This is a genomic window from Bradyrhizobium sp. UFLA01-814 (genome assembly GCF_046718885.1).
GTDB lineage: Bacteria > Pseudomonadota > Alphaproteobacteria > Rhizobiales > Xanthobacteraceae > Bradyrhizobium > Bradyrhizobium elkanii.
Genome location: NZ_JAQOSR010000184.1, coordinates 1 through 15,988, shown reverse-complemented (window position 1 = coordinate 15,988; position 15,988 = coordinate 1). Strand labels below are relative to the sequence as shown.

13 protein-coding genes are annotated in these 15,988 nt (G+C 66.0%); 7 read left to right on the top strand and 6 right to left on the bottom strand.

From position 1 onward, the window contains the following. Nucleotides 1–134: 134 nt before the first annotated feature. The 3 genes from PMN64_RS36300 to PMN64_RS36290 form a co-directional block, all read right to left on the bottom strand. Nucleotides 135–2,909: a ligase-associated DNA damage response DEXH box helicase gene (locus PMN64_RS36300; protein WP_411784213.1), complete on the bottom strand. Its 2,775-nt coding sequence runs from the start codon at nucleotides 2,907–2,909 to the stop codon at nucleotides 135–137. A 302-nt stretch (nucleotides 2,910–3,211) separates the two neighbouring features. After that, nucleotides 3,212–4,438 carry an ABC transporter substrate-binding protein gene (locus PMN64_RS36295; RefSeq protein WP_411784212.1) on the bottom strand — a complete coding sequence of 409 codons (1,227 nt, stop codon included), beginning with the start codon at nucleotides 4,436–4,438 and terminating at the stop codon, nucleotides 3,212–3,214. Nucleotides 4,439–4,550: 112 nt separating this feature from the next. Then, nucleotides 4,551–5,540 carry a methyltransferase domain-containing protein gene (locus tag PMN64_RS36290; protein ID WP_411784211.1) on the bottom strand — a complete coding sequence of 330 codons (990 nt, stop codon included), beginning with the start codon at nucleotides 5,538–5,540 and terminating at the stop codon, nucleotides 4,551–4,553. 130 nt (nucleotides 5,541–5,670) lie between these two features. Between PMN64_RS36290 and PMN64_RS36285 the strand changes: the two genes are divergently transcribed. From PMN64_RS36285 to PMN64_RS36265, 5 genes are all read left to right on the top strand, one after another. Continuing rightward, nucleotides 5,671–6,729, top strand: coding sequence for a ligase-associated DNA damage response exonuclease (locus PMN64_RS36285; protein ID WP_411784210.1), 1,059 nt, complete (start codon nucleotides 5,671–5,673; stop codon nucleotides 6,727–6,729). Then, nucleotides 6,726–8,648, top strand: coding sequence for an ATP-dependent DNA ligase (locus PMN64_RS36280; protein ID WP_411784209.1), 1,923 nt, complete (start codon nucleotides 6,726–6,728; stop codon nucleotides 8,646–8,648). The genes PMN64_RS36285 and PMN64_RS36280 overlap by 4 nt, the downstream gene beginning before the upstream one ends. A 96-nt stretch (nucleotides 8,649–8,744) precedes the next feature. After that, entirely contained in the window at nucleotides 8,745–9,050 is a 306-nt protein-coding gene (locus PMN64_RS36275) for a DUF6460 domain-containing protein (protein WP_411784208.1), read from the top strand. A gap of 22 nt (nucleotides 9,051–9,072) precedes the next feature. Continuing rightward, nucleotides 9,073–9,807 (top strand): MBL fold metallo-hydrolase, encoded by a 735-nt coding sequence (locus PMN64_RS36270; protein ID WP_411784207.1) that lies wholly within the window; start codon nucleotides 9,073–9,075, stop codon nucleotides 9,805–9,807. Between the two features lie 114 nt (nucleotides 9,808–9,921). Beyond that, complete coding sequence (locus PMN64_RS36265) at nucleotides 9,922–11,247, top strand: MATE family efflux transporter (protein ID WP_411784205.1); 1,326 nt, start codon at nucleotides 9,922–9,924, stop codon at nucleotides 11,245–11,247. Nucleotides 11,248–11,516: 269 nt separating this feature from the next. Here PMN64_RS36265 and PMN64_RS36260 read toward each other — a convergent pair whose 3' ends face one another. Both PMN64_RS36260 and PMN64_RS36255 read right to left on the bottom strand, forming a co-directional pair. Next, entirely contained in the window at nucleotides 11,517–12,614 is a 1,098-nt protein-coding gene (locus PMN64_RS36260) for a quinone-dependent dihydroorotate dehydrogenase (RefSeq protein ID WP_028339024.1), read from the bottom strand. After that, a complete protein-coding gene (locus tag PMN64_RS36255) occupies nucleotides 12,611–12,955 on the bottom strand; it encodes a DUF952 domain-containing protein (RefSeq protein ID WP_304497496.1) in 345 nt (114 codons plus the stop codon). The genes PMN64_RS36260 and PMN64_RS36255 overlap by 4 nt, the downstream gene beginning before the upstream one ends. Before the next feature lie 200 nt (nucleotides 12,956–13,155). Here PMN64_RS36255 and PMN64_RS36250 point away from each other — a divergent pair, with 200 nt between their 5' ends. Continuing rightward, nucleotides 13,156–13,809 carry a helix-turn-helix transcriptional regulator gene (locus PMN64_RS36250; RefSeq protein ID WP_375763743.1) on the top strand — a complete coding sequence of 218 codons (654 nt, stop codon included), beginning with the start codon at nucleotides 13,156–13,158 and terminating at the stop codon, nucleotides 13,807–13,809. 182 nt (nucleotides 13,810–13,991) lie between these two features. On the opposite strand, the gene PMN64_RS36245 is transcribed toward PMN64_RS36250, so the two are convergent. Next, entirely contained in the window at nucleotides 13,992–14,777 is a 786-nt protein-coding gene (locus PMN64_RS36245) for a class II aldolase/adducin family protein (protein ID WP_225642150.1), read from the bottom strand. Between the two features lie 259 nt (nucleotides 14,778–15,036). On the opposite strand from PMN64_RS36245, the gene PMN64_RS36240 reads away from it, so the two are divergent. Beyond that, nucleotides 15,037–15,969, top strand: a complete 933-nt coding sequence (locus PMN64_RS36240) for a 2-dehydropantoate 2-reductase (protein WP_411784204.1) — start codon at nucleotides 15,037–15,039, stop codon at nucleotides 15,967–15,969. The last annotated feature ends 19 nt before the right edge of the window (nucleotides 15,970–15,988 follow it).

Below are 15,988 nucleotides of genomic sequence, written 5' to 3'. Positions count from 1 at the left end.
TCCCAAAACAGTGCGCCGGAGAAATCGGCCACGAATCCGACATCCGCCACCGTGACCCTCGAAACGCGCATGTCGTCACCGTCTCGCAAAGCTAGCGCGCTTGCCGTCACGTCCTGTTCCCCACAGTGCCAGTATTACGTCGTCGCCTCCCGCACGAGTTCCGCGGCCGCCTCGGCCAGGAGCTCGTCGGATGCTTCGCCATAAACTGACTCGCGGCCGATTTCCAGCAGCGCGGGGACGGCAAGCGGAGAAACGTGGTCGAGATCCTTGTGGGTGATTCGGCCGTGGATGCGCGAAAGCATGTCGCTGAGGCGGCGAAGATCGAGCAGCCCCGTGGCGGCATCGCCGCGCGCGGCACGCAGCAGCACGTGATCGGCCTGATGTTTTCGCAAAACGTCATAGATCAGGTCGGTCGAGAACAGCACCTGGCGGCGCGATTTCTCCTCGTCGGTGAAGCGGCGCGCAATCAGCCCGGAGATGATGGCGCAGTTGCGGAAGGTCCGCTTCATCAGCGCGGATTCCGCGAGCCATGCTTCGAGGTCGTCGCCGAGCATGTCGGGATCGAACAGCGCGTTGAGATCGAGCTTGCCGTGCCGGATCATGAAGGAGAGATCGCCGACGCCCCAGACCGCAAGCGCATACTCGTTGGCGACGAAGCCGAGCGGACGGGCGCGGGCGCGCTCCAGCCGGCGCGTCAGCAGCATGCCGAGCGTCTGATGCGCGAGCCGGCCCTCGAAGGGATAGCAGACCAGATAATGGCTGCCGCCGCGCGGAAAGGTCTCGACCAGCAGCTCGCGCACCGCCGGAACACGCGAGAATTTTCGCTGCAGCGACAGCCAGTCGTGCACCTGGTCCGGTAATCCGTTCCAGGCCCGGCTGTTGTCGAGCAATTTGCGGACCCGTTCGGCGAGATAGGTCGAGAGCGGGAACTTGCCGCCCATATAGGACGGCACTTTTGCATCTTTATCGTTGGCGCGGGAGACATAGACCTGGTCTTCAACCAAGGCCTCGTAGCGCACCACCTCACCGCCAAAGACAAAAGTGTCGCCGGGCACGAGGCCCTCGATGAAGACCTCCTCGATCTCGCCGAGCATCCGGCCGCCGCGGGCGATCGCGCCGGTCGATCCGCTACTTTTTCCTTGGCCGCCGGCGCGCGAGCGCACCAGCCGCACCTTCAGCATGGTCTCCTCGACGATGGTGCCGACGTTGAGGCGATAGCTCTGCCGCACCTTGGGATTGGTGACGCGCCAGCGGCCCTGCTTGTCCTGCTTGATGCGCGCGAAACGCTCATAGGTCTTCAGCGCGTAGCCGCCGGTGGCGACGAAATCGACGACATCGTCGAAATCGGTGCGTGCGAGCGATGCATAGGGCGCTGCGGTCCGGACCTCGGCGTAAAGCTCATCGGACAGAAACGGCTTGCCGCAGGCGCAGCCGAGCACGTGCTGGGCCAGCACGTCGAGCGCGCCCGAGCGCAGCGGCGGCGTGTCCTGCGCATTCTCCGCGATCGCGTCGATCGCGACACGGCATTCCAGCACCTCGAAGCGGTTGGCCGGCACCAGCACGGCGCGCGAAGCCTCGTCGAAGCGGTGGTTGGCGCGGCCGATCCGCTGCATCAGCCGCGACGAACCTTTTGGCGCGCCGATATTGATGACGAGATCGACATCGCCCCAGTCGACACCGAGATCGAGCGAGGAGGTGCAGACCACGCCGCGCAGCTTTCCGGCGGCCATCGCGTCCTCGACCTTGCGGCGCTGCGCGACGTCGAGCGAGCCGTGATGCAGCGCGATCGCCAGCCCGTCGTCATTCATGCGCCAGAGATCCTGGAACAGCATCTCGGCCTGGCTGCGGGTGTTGACAAACACCAGCGTGGTCTTGTTGCGCTTGATCAGCTCGTAGACCTCGGGCAGCGCATGGCGCGCGCTGTGGCCGGACCACGGCAGCCGCTCCCTGGTGTCGAGCATCTCGACCACCGGCGGCGCGGCGCCGCCGGCGGCGACGACGTCGGCGGACGCATTCTCGCCACCCGGCTGCGGCACCAGGAAACGCGCGAGCTGCTCCGGCTCGGCGACCGTCGCCGAGAGGCCAATGGCACGTATCTGCGGCGCGATGGTCCAGAGCCGCGCAAGTCCGAGCGACAATAGATCGCCGCGCTTGGAGGTGACGAGCGCATGCAGCTCGTCGAGCACGATGCGCTTCAGCGAAGAGAACAGGAACGGCGCGTCGTCGGACGCCAGCAGCAGCGCCAGCTGCTCCGGCGTGGTGAGCAGGATATCCGGCGGATAGCGCCGCTGCCGCTGCCGCCGCGACACCGGCGTGTCGCCGGTGCGGGTCTCGATCCTGATCGGCAGCCCCATCTCGGCGACCGGCGTCTCCAGATTGCGCGCGATATCGACCGCGAGCGCTTTCAGCGGCGAGATGTAGAGCGTGTGCAGCCCGCCGCTGCGGCGAACGGAGCGACCGGTGGAGATGAGATTCGGACGCGATCTCGCCGACGCTGCTGCCTCTCCGCTTGTGAGCTCGTCAGGCTCCCTCCCCCTGAAAGGGAGAGGGTTGGGGTGGGGGTCAGCCGCTTGCTCCTTGCCCGCGGCTGACCCCCACCCGTCGCGCTCGGCCGCGCTAGCGCGCGCCGGAGCGCGCCGACCGCCCCCTTTCAGGGGGAGGTGAGAATCCTGGCGACCATGTGTTTCACCCGATAACTCCACCAGCGTCGGCAAGAACCCCGCCAGCGTCTTGCCCGCTCCCGTGGGCGCGATCAGCAGCGCCGAGCGTTCCTCCCGCGCTTTCGCCAGCAGCGCGAGCTGATGCTCGCGCGGCGACCAGCCGCGTGAGGCAAACCAGTCGCGAAACCGGCGCGGCAGGAGATCGGCCGTTTCCGACGGCGGAACGGAGAAGAGATCGAGCGTCGACACGCCCAAGAGGTAGGTGGTTCAGGCGGTTTCGTCGAGGGCGGACGCAAATGGCGGCAGGTGGCAAGGGCCAGCGACAGGACGCTTCGACTCCCTCTCCCCGTCCTTCACGGGGAGAGGGTTGGGGTGAGGGGCTGCTTCCGCGAGCGGCGAGTGCCGTGAGACCTGTACCCCCTCACCCGGATCGCATCTCAGGATGCGACATAGCCGAAGCTCTGCTTCGGCGTCTTTGAGGACGGCCGCCGTAGGCGGCCTATGCCTCTCCCCGCAAGCGGGGCGAGGTGAAGCAACAGCGTGCTCTGCCGCTACTCCGTCATTGGCTGGCCGGAGAGGTCCCAATCCTTGCCGTTGAAGATCGAGACATAGAGCGTCTTCATCGGCGTGTAGTCGTCGGGCGTGTAGCTGTAATTGATGCCGTCAAGGAAATAGGGCGAGTGGAAACCGGCGAGCGTGGTGGCGTGCTTCAGCACGTTGGCGCGGGTCAGGTCGTCGCCGCAGCGGCGCAGGATTTCGCCCATCGTCGCCGCCTGGCCGTAGCCGGCGAAGGCGATGGTGTTATCGGGGTCGATGTTCGGCAGGTACTTCTTGCGCAGCTCCTCGAACGCGATCACGTCCGGATCCTTCTCGTAGCGGGGAACGCCGACTTCCTTGTTGTAGCGGATCGCGACGATGTCCTTGGCGTTCTCGAGGCCCGCGGCGCTCAGGATCGAGCGACCGGTCGAGCCCGCCGACAGCAGTTGCAGCGGCTTCCAGCCGAGCTCGGTCACCTTGCGGATCGACTGCGACGTCGCCTTGCCGGTGGTGATGTTGTAGAAGACGTCGGCGCCCGACTTCGAGAGATTGATGAGCTGCGAATCGACCGTCGGATCGGTGAGATCATAGGTCTGCTCCATGATCACCTGTGCCTTGCCGCCGGCATCGGCCAGCACCTTCTTGAACGGCCCCAGGAAGTCGCGGCCGAAATCATCGTTCTGGTAGAGGATGCCGACCTTGGCGTTCGGCTTCACGCTGACGACGTGCTTGGCGAGGATGCGCGCCTCGGTCGGATAGAGCGGCAGGCCCGCCATGGTCCATTTGAAATTCTTCGGATCGTTCCACTTCGAGGCGCCGGTGTTCAACAGCAGTTGGGGAACGCCCTTGGAATTGAGGTATTTGTGCACGGAGGTCTGCGGCGCGGTGCCTAGCGAACCATAGAGCGCCAGCACCTCCTCCTGCTCAACCAGACGGCGCGTCGCCTCGACGCATTTCGGCGCGCTGTAGGCATCGTCCATGGTGAGGAATTTCACCTTGCGGCCGTTGATGCCGCCCTTGTCATTGAGCATCTGGAAATAGGCTTCGCCGACGCGCCCCAGCACACCATAAAGCGAGCCGGGGCCGGAATGCGGCACGGTCTGGCCGAGCTTGATCTCGGTATCGCTCGCACCCGGATCGTACTTCTTGTCTGCGGCCCAAACGAAGGGCGCAGGCAGCACGGACGCGGCGATCACAGACAATGCAGTGGCGCCAAACTCGCGCCGTGTATGTTTTTTCATTATTTCTCTCCCTGAGGCGAAAAGCTCTCGCATTCCGCCTTGCGCCGGGCAAGCGCGAAGTCGCGGCTTTGCGGCGCAATGCCGCGTCACGGCAAATGCGTAGCGTGTAGACTCAAGTTGGAGGGCGAGGCGGCGCTCTCTTCCCTTCTCCCCTTGTGGGAGGGGGTGAAAAGCGTCCCGGCTTCACGGCCACGGCGACGAGTCCGGGTGCCGGGATGTTGTCTTCATTGCGCGCCGAAAGATCGTCGAGCTGGGCCAGCGTCAGCCCCGCGGCGGCGACGGAGGCGCGCACATAGGCTGCGCTGTGGGCGTAGCGAAGTCCCTCGCCGATGATGACGCCTTCGCCGTCATGCGTCTCGGCCGTGAAGGCGAGCACGCCGCCCGCCACCAGCACGCGGCTGGCCTCGGCGAGCACCGGCGCGAGATCGGCGACATAGACCATTGCATCGGCGGCGAGGATCAATTCGGCGCTGGCCTCGCGCTTGGCCGAAATGGCCTTCAACATGTCGTCGACCTCAAGCTCGGCATAGAGGCCGGTGGCGCGCGCCTTGTCGATCATGCGCGGCGACAGGTCGATGCCGATGAAGCGATCGACATGACGCGCGAATGCACCGGCCGCCAGCCCGGTGCCGCAGCCGAGATCGATCGCGCGCTTGAAGAAGGCCGGCTGCTTCGCGCCCGCACGCACCGACAGCACCGCCTTGAACAGTAGCGCCGGGCCGCGATAGCCGAGATCGCCGACCAGCGCGGCCTCGAAGCGCGGCGCATATTGATCGAACAGCGTCTGCACATAGCCCGGCGGCATCGCACTGACGGCCTCGACGCCGAGCTGCATCAGGTGCAGGCCGGCGCCATGACAATCTTCGGGATCGGCGTCGCGCGCGCCGCGGAACGCTGCGATCGCGGCCTCGCGCTGGCCGAGCTCCAGGCGGATCTTGCCCAACGTGTACCAGGCTGACGGGAATTTCGGCGCAAGCTCGATCGCCTGTTCGAGCAGCTCGGCGGCAGCCGGCAGATCGCCCTTCAATTGCAGGTCGCGCGCGAACTCGTAGCGGCGGTCGGCGACGAGGTCGCCGGAGGACAGAAACAGGCGGCGGGCCATTCGCTTTAAGGAACCAATCTCGGCCGGGTCCGGCCATCCATCAAAGCACGGACTTTTTCCGGAGATGGATGCACGGGTCAAGCCCGCGGATCCGGCTAAACATCGCGGATCGAGCGCCTATATAGGGACGATGCGCCCGCAAGACATCCTGATGCCCGTCCCGGCCGGGCTTTGCTGCAAGCCCGGCGGCTTCCACATCGATCCTGTTAGGCCGGTCGAGCGGGCGCTGATCACCCATGGCCATTCCGACCATGCGCGGGCGGGCCATGGCGCTGTGCTCGCGACCCAGGAAACGCTCGACATGATGCGGCTGCGCTATGGCGAGAACTTCGCCGGCGCTGTGCAGGCGATCGCGTATGGCGGGGAGATCAGGCTCGGCGACGTCACGGTGACGTTTCATCCCGCCGGCCATGTGCTGGGCTCCGCCCAGATATCGGTCACCTGCAAGGACACCCGCATCGTCGCCTCCGGCGACTACAAGGATGCGCGCGACCCGACCTGCGCGCCGTTCGAGCTGGTGCCCTGCGACGTTTTCATATCGGAGGCGACGTTTGGATTGCCGGTGTTCCGCCATGGCGATGCCGCCGGCGAAGTGAACAAGCTGCTGGCGTCGGTCAAATTATTCCCGGAGCGCGCGCATCTGGTCGGCGCCTACTCGCTCGGCAAGGCACAGCGCGTGATCGCGCTGCTGCGCGAGGCCGGCTACGACGCGCCGATCTATCTGCACGGCGCGATGGAGAAGATCACCACTTACTATCAAGAGCGCGGCATTCCGCTCGGCGAGCTCCGGCCCGCGCGCGGCATGAAGAAAGCCGAGCTTGCCGGCACCATTACGCTGGCGCCGCCAAGCGCGACGTCCGATGTCTGGACGCGTCGCTTCCCCGATCCGGTCACCGCATTCGCCTCGGGCTGGATGCGCGTGCGCGCCCGAGCCCGGCAGGGCGGTGTCGAGCTGCCACTGGTGATATCAGATCATGCCGATTGGGATGGCCTGACGGCGACGATCGCGGCCACTGGTGCAGGCGAGATCTGGGTCACCCACGGCCAGGAAGATGCGCTGGTGCATTGGTGCAAGACCAAGGGCCTTGCCGCGCGGCCGCTCGATCTGGTCGGCTATGGCGACGAGGATGAAGGCGAGACGGCCGCACTGACCGGCGAGGCCCAACCCGCCGGCGAGGCAAAAACATGAACCGCTTTGCCGAGCTGCTCGACCGCCTCGCCTACGAGCCCGGCCGCAACAACAAGATCAAGCTGCTGGTCGCCTATTTCCGCGAGACCGAGGACCCCGACCGCGGCTACGCGCTGGCGGCGCTGACCGGCGCGCTGTCGTTCAAGCACGCCAAGCCGGGCCTGATCCGCGACCTGATCACCGAACGCGCCGACCCGGTGCTGTTCGGCTACTCCTATGATTACGTCGGCGATCTTTCGGAGACGGTCGCGCTGATGTGGCCGAAGGCTGGAGCAAATTGCGCCGAGTCTTTGCTGGGCCACCCCTCTCCCCACCCCTCCCCCGCAAGGGGGGAGGGAGCCCAACCGTCCTGCTCACCTCACGGCGATGTTGAAGGAATTGACGTCAGTGAGGGACGCATCGGTGGGCAGGCTCCCTCCCCCCTTGCGGGGGAGGGTTGGGGAGAGGGGTACCGCGGGCGCGATAGCAGTGAGATTCTCCGCACCCATAACAACCCGCCTCCTCCGACGCTGGCCGACGTCGTCACCACGCTGCGCACGCTCGGCAAGGCCGAGTTGCCGGCGCAGCTGGCGCGCTGGCTGGACGAGCTCGACGAGACCGGGCGCTGGGCGCTGTTGAAGCTCGTCACCGGCGCGATGCGGATCGGGATCTCGGCGCGGCTGGCGAAGACCGCGGCGGCGGCGCTCGGCGACAAAGACGCGCACGAGATCGAGCTGATGTGGCCGGGCCTGTCGCCGCCCTATCTCGACCTGTTCGCCTGGCTCGAGGGCCGCGGCGACAAGCCGGTCAACCGCGACCCTGCGCCGTTCCGCCCGGTGATGCTGGCGCATGCGATCGAGGATAGCGATTTCGCCAATCTCGACGCCGCCGATTTCAGCGCGGAATGGAAATGGGACGGCATCCGGGTGCAGGCGGTGTCCGGCCGCGATGCGCGCGGCCACGTCCAGGCGCGGCTCTATTCGCGCACCGGCGAGGATATCACCGGCAGCTTCCCCGACCTCATGCCGTCGCTGCATCTGCAAGATACTCTAGATTTGAAGCATGATGACTCCCGAAAACCGCTTAACACTTTTCGGCATCATGCTTCATTCGCGATCGACGGCGAGTTGCTGGTGCTGCGCGACGGCCGCGTGCAGACCTTCAACGTGTTGCAGCAGCGACTGAACCGCAAGGTCGTTTCGCCGAAGCTGATCAAGGAATTTCCGATCCATCTGCGCGCCTACGACCTGCTCGGCGACGACGAGAACGATTTGCGCGAGCTGCCCTTCACCGAACGCCGCGCGCATCTCGAAGCCTTCGTCGCCAGGCTGAATGATCCGCGCATCGATCTGTCGCCAACCGTCCCGTTCGCGAGCTGGGAAGAGCTGGCCGCGGCGCGCGCCGATCCCAAGAGTGCGGGCGCCGGCGACGATGCCGACGCGGTCGAAGGCGTGATGCTGAAGCGGCGCGACGCGCCCTATCTGCCCGGACGGCCGAAAGGTCCGTGGTGGAAGTGGAAGCGTGATCCGCACATCATCGACGCCGTGCTGATGTATGCCCAGCGCGGCCACGGCAAGCGCTCGTCCTATTACTCCGACTATACGTTCGGCGTCTGGACCCGCGGCGATGCCGGCGACGAGCTGGTGCCGGTCGGCAAGGCCTATTTCGGCTTCACCGACGAGGAGCTGCTGCAGATCGATCGCTTCGTCCGCCGCAACACCACCGAGAAGTTCGGTCCCGTCCGGCATGTCGTGCACGAGCCGGATCAGGGACTGGTGCTGGAGGTCGCATTCGAGGGCTTGCAGCGCTCGCCGCGTCACAAGTCCGGCGTCGCGATGCGCTTCCCCCGGATCAGCCGCCTGCGCTGGGACAAGCCGCCGCGCGAAGCCGACCGGCTGGAGACGCTTGAACGGATGTTAATCTCCATGACAGGAAGTTAAATCCGAAGCGCGCATGGCAGCCATTGATCGCAGTGCGCGGGTTTCCCATGTGCACCGCCGTGACCTATAATGCGGGCGATTCCGCGGGAGACAACAATGCCAAACGACATCCGGGACTTGCCGGCCGGCCGGAGTGACGGCCTGTACCGCTTTCTCGGCGGATCGCCGCTCTCCGTGGCGTTCCGGTTGATTCTGCTGTCGATTCTGGTCGGTGTCGTGCTCGCCGCGATCGGCCTCGATCCGTGGAACATCCTCTACAGCATCCGCAGGCTGTTCCAGAGCATCTGGGATTTCGGCTTCGACGCGATCAGCTGGGCCTGGCGCTACTTCCTGCTCGGCGCTGTCATCGTGATCCCGATCTGGCTGTTGTCGCGGCTGTTCGGCGCGCCGCGCGGCCGCTGATCCCAGGGAGAGTGCGCAGCCGATGCAATTGCGATTTGTCGGTTGCGGCGATGCATTCGGCTCCGGCGGCCGCTTCAACACCTGTTTCCACGTCAGCGGTGCGCGCAGCAATTTCCTGATCGATTGCGGCGCCTCGTCGCTGCCGGCGATGAAGCGGCTCGAGATCGAACGCGACGCAATCGACCTGATCCTGATCACGCATTTCCACGGCGATCATTTTGCCGGCCTGCCGTTCTTCCTGCTCGACGCGCAATTCTCCCGCCGCACCCGGCCGCTGGTGATTGCCGGGCCGCAAGGCATCGAGACGAAACTGCCAGCGGTGATGGAGGTGATGTTCGAGCATTCCTCCAAAACCAAACAACGCTTCGATCTGTCCGTCGTCACGCTCGCGCCGCGCGAAACGCGCAGCTTCGGCGAGGTGACCGTGACGCCCTACCCTGTCGTGCATGGCGAATCCGGCGGGCCGTTCCTCGCCTATCGCGTCGGGGCGGAAGGCCGCATCATCAGCTACAGCGCCGACACAGAATGGACCGACGCGCTGATCCCGGCGGCGCAGGACGCCGACCTCTTCATCGCCGAAGCCTACATGTACGACAAAATGGTCAAGAACCATCTCAGCCTGAAGACACTGGAAGCGCATTTGCCCGCCATCAACGCCAAGCGCGTGGTGCTGACCCATATGAGCGACGACATGCTCGGCCGCATCGATGACCTGCCCTACACGGCGGCGAGCGACGGCATGGTCGTGGTGCTCTGAGCATGCAATGCCTTGCCCGCTGCCCCTCCGCCATCGCATTGCTCTGAGAACAATTCCGGCATGGTCGCGCGACGGATGTCGCGATAGAAACGGATATTCCTTGCAATTGTAGCCATGCACGCACCCGTCCACCCGAAGATCACGACGCGCCAGGTGTTTGCCATCGCCGGCCCCGCGATGGTCGCCAACCTGACCACGCCGCTGATCGGCATCGTCTCGACCACCGCGATCGGCCGGCTCGACGACGCCGCGCTGCTCGGCGGGGTGGCGATGGCCTCGGTGATATTCGACTGCCTGTTCTGGCTGTTCGCCTTCCTGCGCATGAGCACGCTGGCCTTCACCGCGCAGGCGCAGGGCGCCGGCGAGATCAAGGAATATGCCGCGATCCTGGTGCGCGGCTTCATCGTCGCCGGCCTGATCGGCGCGGCGCTGATCGCGCTGCAGGTGCCGCTCGCCGCGGTCACGTTCCAGCTGATGGGCGGCAGCGAGGGCGTCACCCGCGCGGCCAAGAGCTATTTCATGATCCGGATCTGGTCGGCGCCGCTGGCGCTCGCCAATTACGTCATCCTGGGCTGGCTGGTCGGCCAGGCCCGCGCCAATCTGGCGCTGGCGCTGCAGATCGTGATCAACCTGATCAACATGGCCGCGACCGTGCTGCTGGTGCAGGTCTACGGCGCCGGCATTGCCGGTGCCGCGATCGCCGCCGTGCTCGCCGAGACCGCGGGCTTTGCCGTCGGCATCGTCGTGGCGTGGCGGATCTCGCAAGGCGGCTTTGCCGTTCCCGCGGCCACGCTGTTCGACCGCGCCAAGCTGATGCGCATGCTGGCGGTCAATCGCGACATCATGGTCCGCACCGCGGCGCTGATCGTCGTGTTCCTTTTTTTCACCGCCAAGGGCGCGCGCGAGGGCGACGTGACGCTGGCGGCGAATTCGGTGCTGAACAATTTCCTGCTGGTCAGCGCCTTCTTCCTCGACGGCCTCGCCAATGCCGCCCAGCAGCTGTGCGGCCGCGCATTCGGCGCGCGCGACGCACGCGGCTTTTCCGATTCGACCCGGTTGGTGCTGCTGTGGGGCATCGGCTTTGCGCTGGTGGTGTCAGTGCTGTTCGCGCTGTTCGGACCGGCGCTGATCAATCTGATGACGACCAGCGACGACGTGCGCCGCTATGCCCGCGAGTTCCTGCCGTTCGTGATCCTGGCGCCCCTGCCCGGCGTATTCGCGTTCGGCTTCGACGGCATCTATGTCGGCGCCACCTGGGCGCGCGAGATGCGCAATCTGATGCTGGCCTCGCTCGCGATCTTCCTCGCCACCTGGTGGGCGCTCAGCTCGTTCGGCAACACCGGCCTATGGATCGCGCTGCTCGGCTTCTACGTCGCGCGCGGCGGCCTGCAAGGCCTGCGCTATCCGGCACTGCTCAGGAAGACGTTCAAGACGGCGTAAGTCCGTAGCCCGGATGCAGCGAAGCGAAATCCGGGGACCTATGCCGCGGGAAGACTGTCCCGGATTGCGCTTCGCTTCATCCGGGCTACGAAGTTCTCTTCCCCTTCCCCCTGAAAGGGGGAAGGTCGGGATGGGGGTCAGCCGCAGGCGACGCAGCTCATGGAGAGAGCTGATCCCCACCCGCTTTGCTCTGGCGAGCAAAGCGACCTCCCCTTTTCAAGGGGAGGTTAGAGCGCAGCCGGATTTCGCTTCATCCGGGCTACACGCACCTACCTCACCGGCCAGTCCTCGGCTGTAATCGTCGCAGCATCGGCGCCGACGATTTCCGACAGCGAATCGCGGCCGGTGCGCAGCAGGGTCGAGGACAGATCGCGCTTGATGTCGTCGACGAGGCCGAGGCCCTTGTAGACCAGCGAGGAATAGAGCTGGATCAGGCTTGCCCCGGCGCGGATCTTGGTCAGCGCGGCGCCGCCGCTATCGATGCCGCCGACGCCGATCAACGGAAACGCGCCTTCGACGCGGACATAGGTCTCGGCCACCATCCGCGTCGACAGCCGGAACAGCGGACGGCCCGACAGGCCGCCCTGCTCCTTGGCGCGATTCTCCTCGCGCAAGGTCGACGGCCGCGCCAGCGTGGTGTTGGCGACGATCATGCCGTCGACGCGCCGCGAGCGGGCGATGTGCACGACATCGTCGAGTTCGGCCAGACTCAGATCCGGCGCGATCTTGAGCAGGACCGGCGAATCGCCGGCGTTCTTGCGCACGCGCTCGCGGGTGTCGATGACCCGCGCCAGCAGATCGTCGAGCGCTGCCGATTGCTGCAAATTGCGCAGGCCCGGCGTGTTCGGCGAGGAGACGTTGACGGTGAAATAGCTCGCGACCGGCGCAAAGGTCTCGATCAGCTTCACATAATCGGCGGCGCGGTCGGGCGAATCCTTGTTGGCCCCGACATTGACCCCGATAATGCCGCCGGCGCTGGCGCGCGCGGCGAGCCGCCGCAGCACGGCCTCCGCGCCGTCATTGTTGAAGCCCATGCGGTTGATGACGGCCTCGTCGCGCTCGAGGCGAAACAGCCGCGGCCGCGGATTGCCGCCTTGCGGCTTCGGCGTCACCGAGCCGATCTCGACAAAGCCGAAGCCGAGCCGCAGCAGCGCGTCGGGCACCTCGGCGCTCTTGTCGAAACCCGCCGCCATGCCGATCGGGTTTGGAAAGTTGAGTCCGAAGGCGCGCACCGCGAGCTTGGGGTCATCCGGCCGCTGCCGGATCGGCGGCAGCAGCTTCAAGCCCTGGATCGCCATGCGATGGGCATCCTCCGGATCGAACCAACGAAGCAGCGGCAGCGAGAAGGCGTCGAAGGCACGGATCACGGCTTGAGCTCCGGAACGTCGTGGCCACCGTCGGAGCGCGCGCGCAGGTCGAGGATCTCGGTGACCGCGCCGAGGTCGAGTTCGCCATAAAGATGCGGGAACAGCTCGCCATTGCGCGACCGCTCCCAGCGCAGGGCATCGCCCAGCGCATCGGCATCGACCGCGACCAGGAACAGGCCGGTTTGCCCGTGGTAGTGCTTGCGCGCGGTCTCGGCCACCTGGGAGGCGGTGGAAAAATGGATGAAGCCGTCGCGTTTGTCGTCGGCACTGCCCTGGTACACGCCCTGCCGCTCGGCCTCGCGCCAGGCCGAAGCGGGGGTGATTTTGTAGATCATCGGCACGGGCCGGCCTTCCCTTTTGTCCTTGAGTCTCTTGGGGTTTTATCCGGATTTGAGGGGAAATGCCCCAGACGCCATCTGGCGAGCGAGGGACCGTATCGGCGGCGGCGGCGCAACTCAAGCGGTGCCAGGACACATCGGCCGGCAGATTTGCGAAAACGCCAAGTTTCAGGCAATAATTCCTACCATCCGGGATACCCTCGATGGCCAAACAGCCCAAAGCCACCCGACCGCTGACCCACGCGCAGGTCTGGGCCGCGCTCGACCGGCTCGCCGAACGCGCCGGGCTGTCGCCGTCCGGCCTTGCCAAGCAGTCCGGACTCGACCCCACCACCTTCAACAAGTCGAAGCGCGTGACCGGCGACGGGCGCGAGCGCTGGCCCTCGACCGAATCGCTCTCCAAGGCGCTGGCGGCGAGCAATGCCAGCATGGAGACCTTCGTGCAGTTGCTCGGCGATGGCGCGCGCGGCGGACAGTCGGTGCCGCTGATCGGCTTCGCGCAGGCCGGGGCCGGCGGCTATTTCGACGACAGCGGCTTTCCCGCCGGCAAGGGCTGGGACGAAGTCGCGCTACCGGCAACCACCGACGAGCACGCCTATGCGCTGGAGATCGAGGGCGACTCGATGAAACCGGCCTATCGCGAAGGTGACATCATCGTGGTGTCACCCGCGACCGCGATCCGCCGCGGCGACCGCGTGGTGGTGCGCACCACCGGCGGCGAGGTGATGGTGAAGGAATTGAGACGCCGCACCGCCAAGATGCTGGAACTCGGATCGCTCAATCCGGAGCACCCCGACCGCATGCTCGATGCCGAGGAAGTCGCGTGGATCGCACGCGTGGTGTGGGCGAGCCAGTAGCTGGGCAGGTAAACACCGGCGTCGTCCCGGGCAAGCGAAGCGCGACCCGGGACCCATAACCACCACTCATCGTGCTTGAGCGAGCTGGGGCCACAGCTGGCTTCGACAACATTACCCTGTGGTTATGGGTCCCGGCTTTCGCCGGGACGACGGCGGAGGTTGCGGCGCGCTCCCTGCCAGCCTTACGTCGCGTAGTCCGGCTCCTTGCGATCCAGCATCCGCTTCAGCGCATCGAAATGCCGCTGCGCCGGGGACGGGCCGTTGTAGAGATGGTCGTCGCGGAAATCGCGCTTGGTCTTCTCCACCACATGCTGCGGCAACTGCTTGAGCGGCTGCTGCGTCCACATCGCGTAGATCTGCACCTGCGCGGCGCGTTCGATGTAATAGAGCCGGTCATAAGCATCGGCGACCGTTTCGCCGACGGTCGAGATGCCATGATTGGCCATGAACAGGATGGTCTTGTTGCCGATCACCCTGGCGAGCCGCGCGCCTTCCTCGGGATCGAGCGCGGGGCCGGTGTAGAGATCGTCATAGGCAATCGCTTCCGACAGCCCGACCTCGGTCTGCCCGATTTCCTTGATGCGCGGATCCTCGAGCCGCGTCAGCGCGCTCGCATACGGCATGTGGGTGTGGAACACGGCCTTGGCCTGCGGCAACGCCTTGTGGATCGGCGCATGGATGCAATAGCAGGAGCGCTCGACCTCACCCTCGCCGCGCTTCACCTCGGCATCGTCGATGCCGACCTCCATGAAGGACGATGCTGTCACCTCCGACCAGTGCATGCCGAACGGGATCTGGTAGTAGCGGTCGGTGCGGCCGGGCACCACGAGGGTGAGATGGTTGAAAATACCTTCCGAAAAGCCGTGGATGTAGGCGAGTCGATGCGCCGCCGCGAGATCGACCCGCGCCTGCCATTCCTCGGCGCTCGAACTGTCCTGCAGCGATGTCGGCGAAACCCTGAACTGCATGCGCATGCTCCCATCTGTGCCGGCCTCTCGGCCGAGGCCGCGCTGATTTTATGGATGCGAGTGTAGCGCAATCCGGCGCCAGGCTCCGGTGAAATTGCCGATGGCCTGCTATCCGAATTTTGCGGGCTTGGCGTCATTGTGTGATGATGCGATGCGAAGACCGCGGATCGGCGGCTTCGTTGGCTGCGGCGGAAAGCCACATGAGCGGCCTGCACTTTCCAACCAATGCAACACACTCCGCAAAGCCCAGAGTCACGCCATGACAGGACAATCCGACCGCAAAACCATCGCCATCGTCGGCCTCGGCAGCATCGGCGGTATCATCACCGGCCTGCTGCGGGCGGTCGACAAGCATGACGTGATCGCCTGTGTCCGGCGCCCGCTCGATCGCCTCACGGTCGAGCGGGCGGAAGGCACGGTGGAGGTGCCGCTGCGCGCCCTCACCGATCCGGCAGGGGCTACGCCGGTCGACTGGGTGTTGTTGTCAACCAAGGCGCAGGACACGGAATCGAGCGCGCCCTGGCTGCAGAGGCTGTGCGGGCCGCGGACGCGTGTCGCGGTGCTGCAGAACGGTATCGGCCACGCTGAGCGGCTGGCACCTTTGGTCGGCGCCGCCACGGTCGTTCCGACCATCGTCTATTACAACGGCGAACGGCTGGCGCCGGATCGCGTCCGCTTCCGTCGTGCCGGCGAGCATGAATTCGCGGTTGCCGATGATACAGACGGACGCGCGTTCGAAGCGCTGCTGGATGGCACGGCGATGCGCGTGCGGCGCTCCGCCGATTTCACCACGCTGGCGTGGCGCAAGCTTCTGCTCAATGCGGTCGCCAATCCGATCACCGCGCTCACCTTGCAGCGGCAGGCGGTGTTCCGCCGCGCGGACGTCAAGGCGCTGTGCAGCGCCATCCTCGAGGAGGCCGCGAATGTCGGCCGCGCCGACGGCGCACAGCTCGCGCCCGACGAGGCCGCGCTGATGCTGGCGACGTTGTTGACCTATCCGCCCGACGCCGGCACCTCGATGTATTTCGATCGTGTCGCGGGACGCCCGTTCGAAGCCGACGCTCTCACCGGCGCGATCGTCGCGGCCGGCGAACGGCACGGCGTGTCGACGCCGCTCAACGGCCTGCTGCTGACGCTGTTGCGCGCCACCAGCGACGGCCTGCGCGACGCGGCGCAGGCCAAGCCGCGATGAGCGGCGCGATCCCTACGAC

Excerpts from the sequence above, each read along its gene's own strand:
- PMN64_RS36245 (WP_225642150.1), bottom strand. The coding sequence starts at position 14,777 with ATGCAGTTCAGGGTTTCGCCGACATCGCTGCAGGACAGTTCGAGCGCC.
- PMN64_RS36240 (WP_411784204.1), top strand. The coding sequence starts at position 15,037 with ATGACAGGACAATCCGACCGCAAAACCATCGCCATCGTCGGCCTCGGC.
- PMN64_RS36280 (WP_411784209.1), top strand. The coding sequence starts at position 6,726 with ATGAACCGCTTTGCCGAGCTGCTCGACCGCCTCGCCTACGAGCCCGGC.
- PMN64_RS36285 (WP_411784210.1), top strand. The coding sequence starts at position 5,671 with ATGCGCCCGCAAGACATCCTGATGCCCGTCCCGGCCGGGCTTTGCTGC.
- PMN64_RS36265 (WP_411784205.1), top strand. The coding sequence starts at position 9,922 with ATGCACGCACCCGTCCACCCGAAGATCACGACGCGCCAGGTGTTTGCC.
- PMN64_RS36295 (WP_411784212.1), bottom strand. The coding sequence starts at position 4,438 with ATGAAAAAACATACACGGCGCGAGTTTGGCGCCACTGCATTGTCTGTG.
- PMN64_RS36250 (WP_375763743.1), top strand. The coding sequence starts at position 13,156 with ATGGCCAAACAGCCCAAAGCCACCCGACCGCTGACCCACGCGCAGGTC.
- PMN64_RS36275 (WP_411784208.1), top strand. The coding sequence starts at position 8,745 with ATGCCAAACGACATCCGGGACTTGCCGGCCGGCCGGAGTGACGGCCTG.
- PMN64_RS36270 (WP_411784207.1), top strand. The coding sequence starts at position 9,073 with ATGCAATTGCGATTTGTCGGTTGCGGCGATGCATTCGGCTCCGGCGGC.
- PMN64_RS36290 (WP_411784211.1), bottom strand. The coding sequence starts at position 5,540 with ATGGCCCGCCGCCTGTTTCTGTCCTCCGGCGACCTCGTCGCCGACCGC.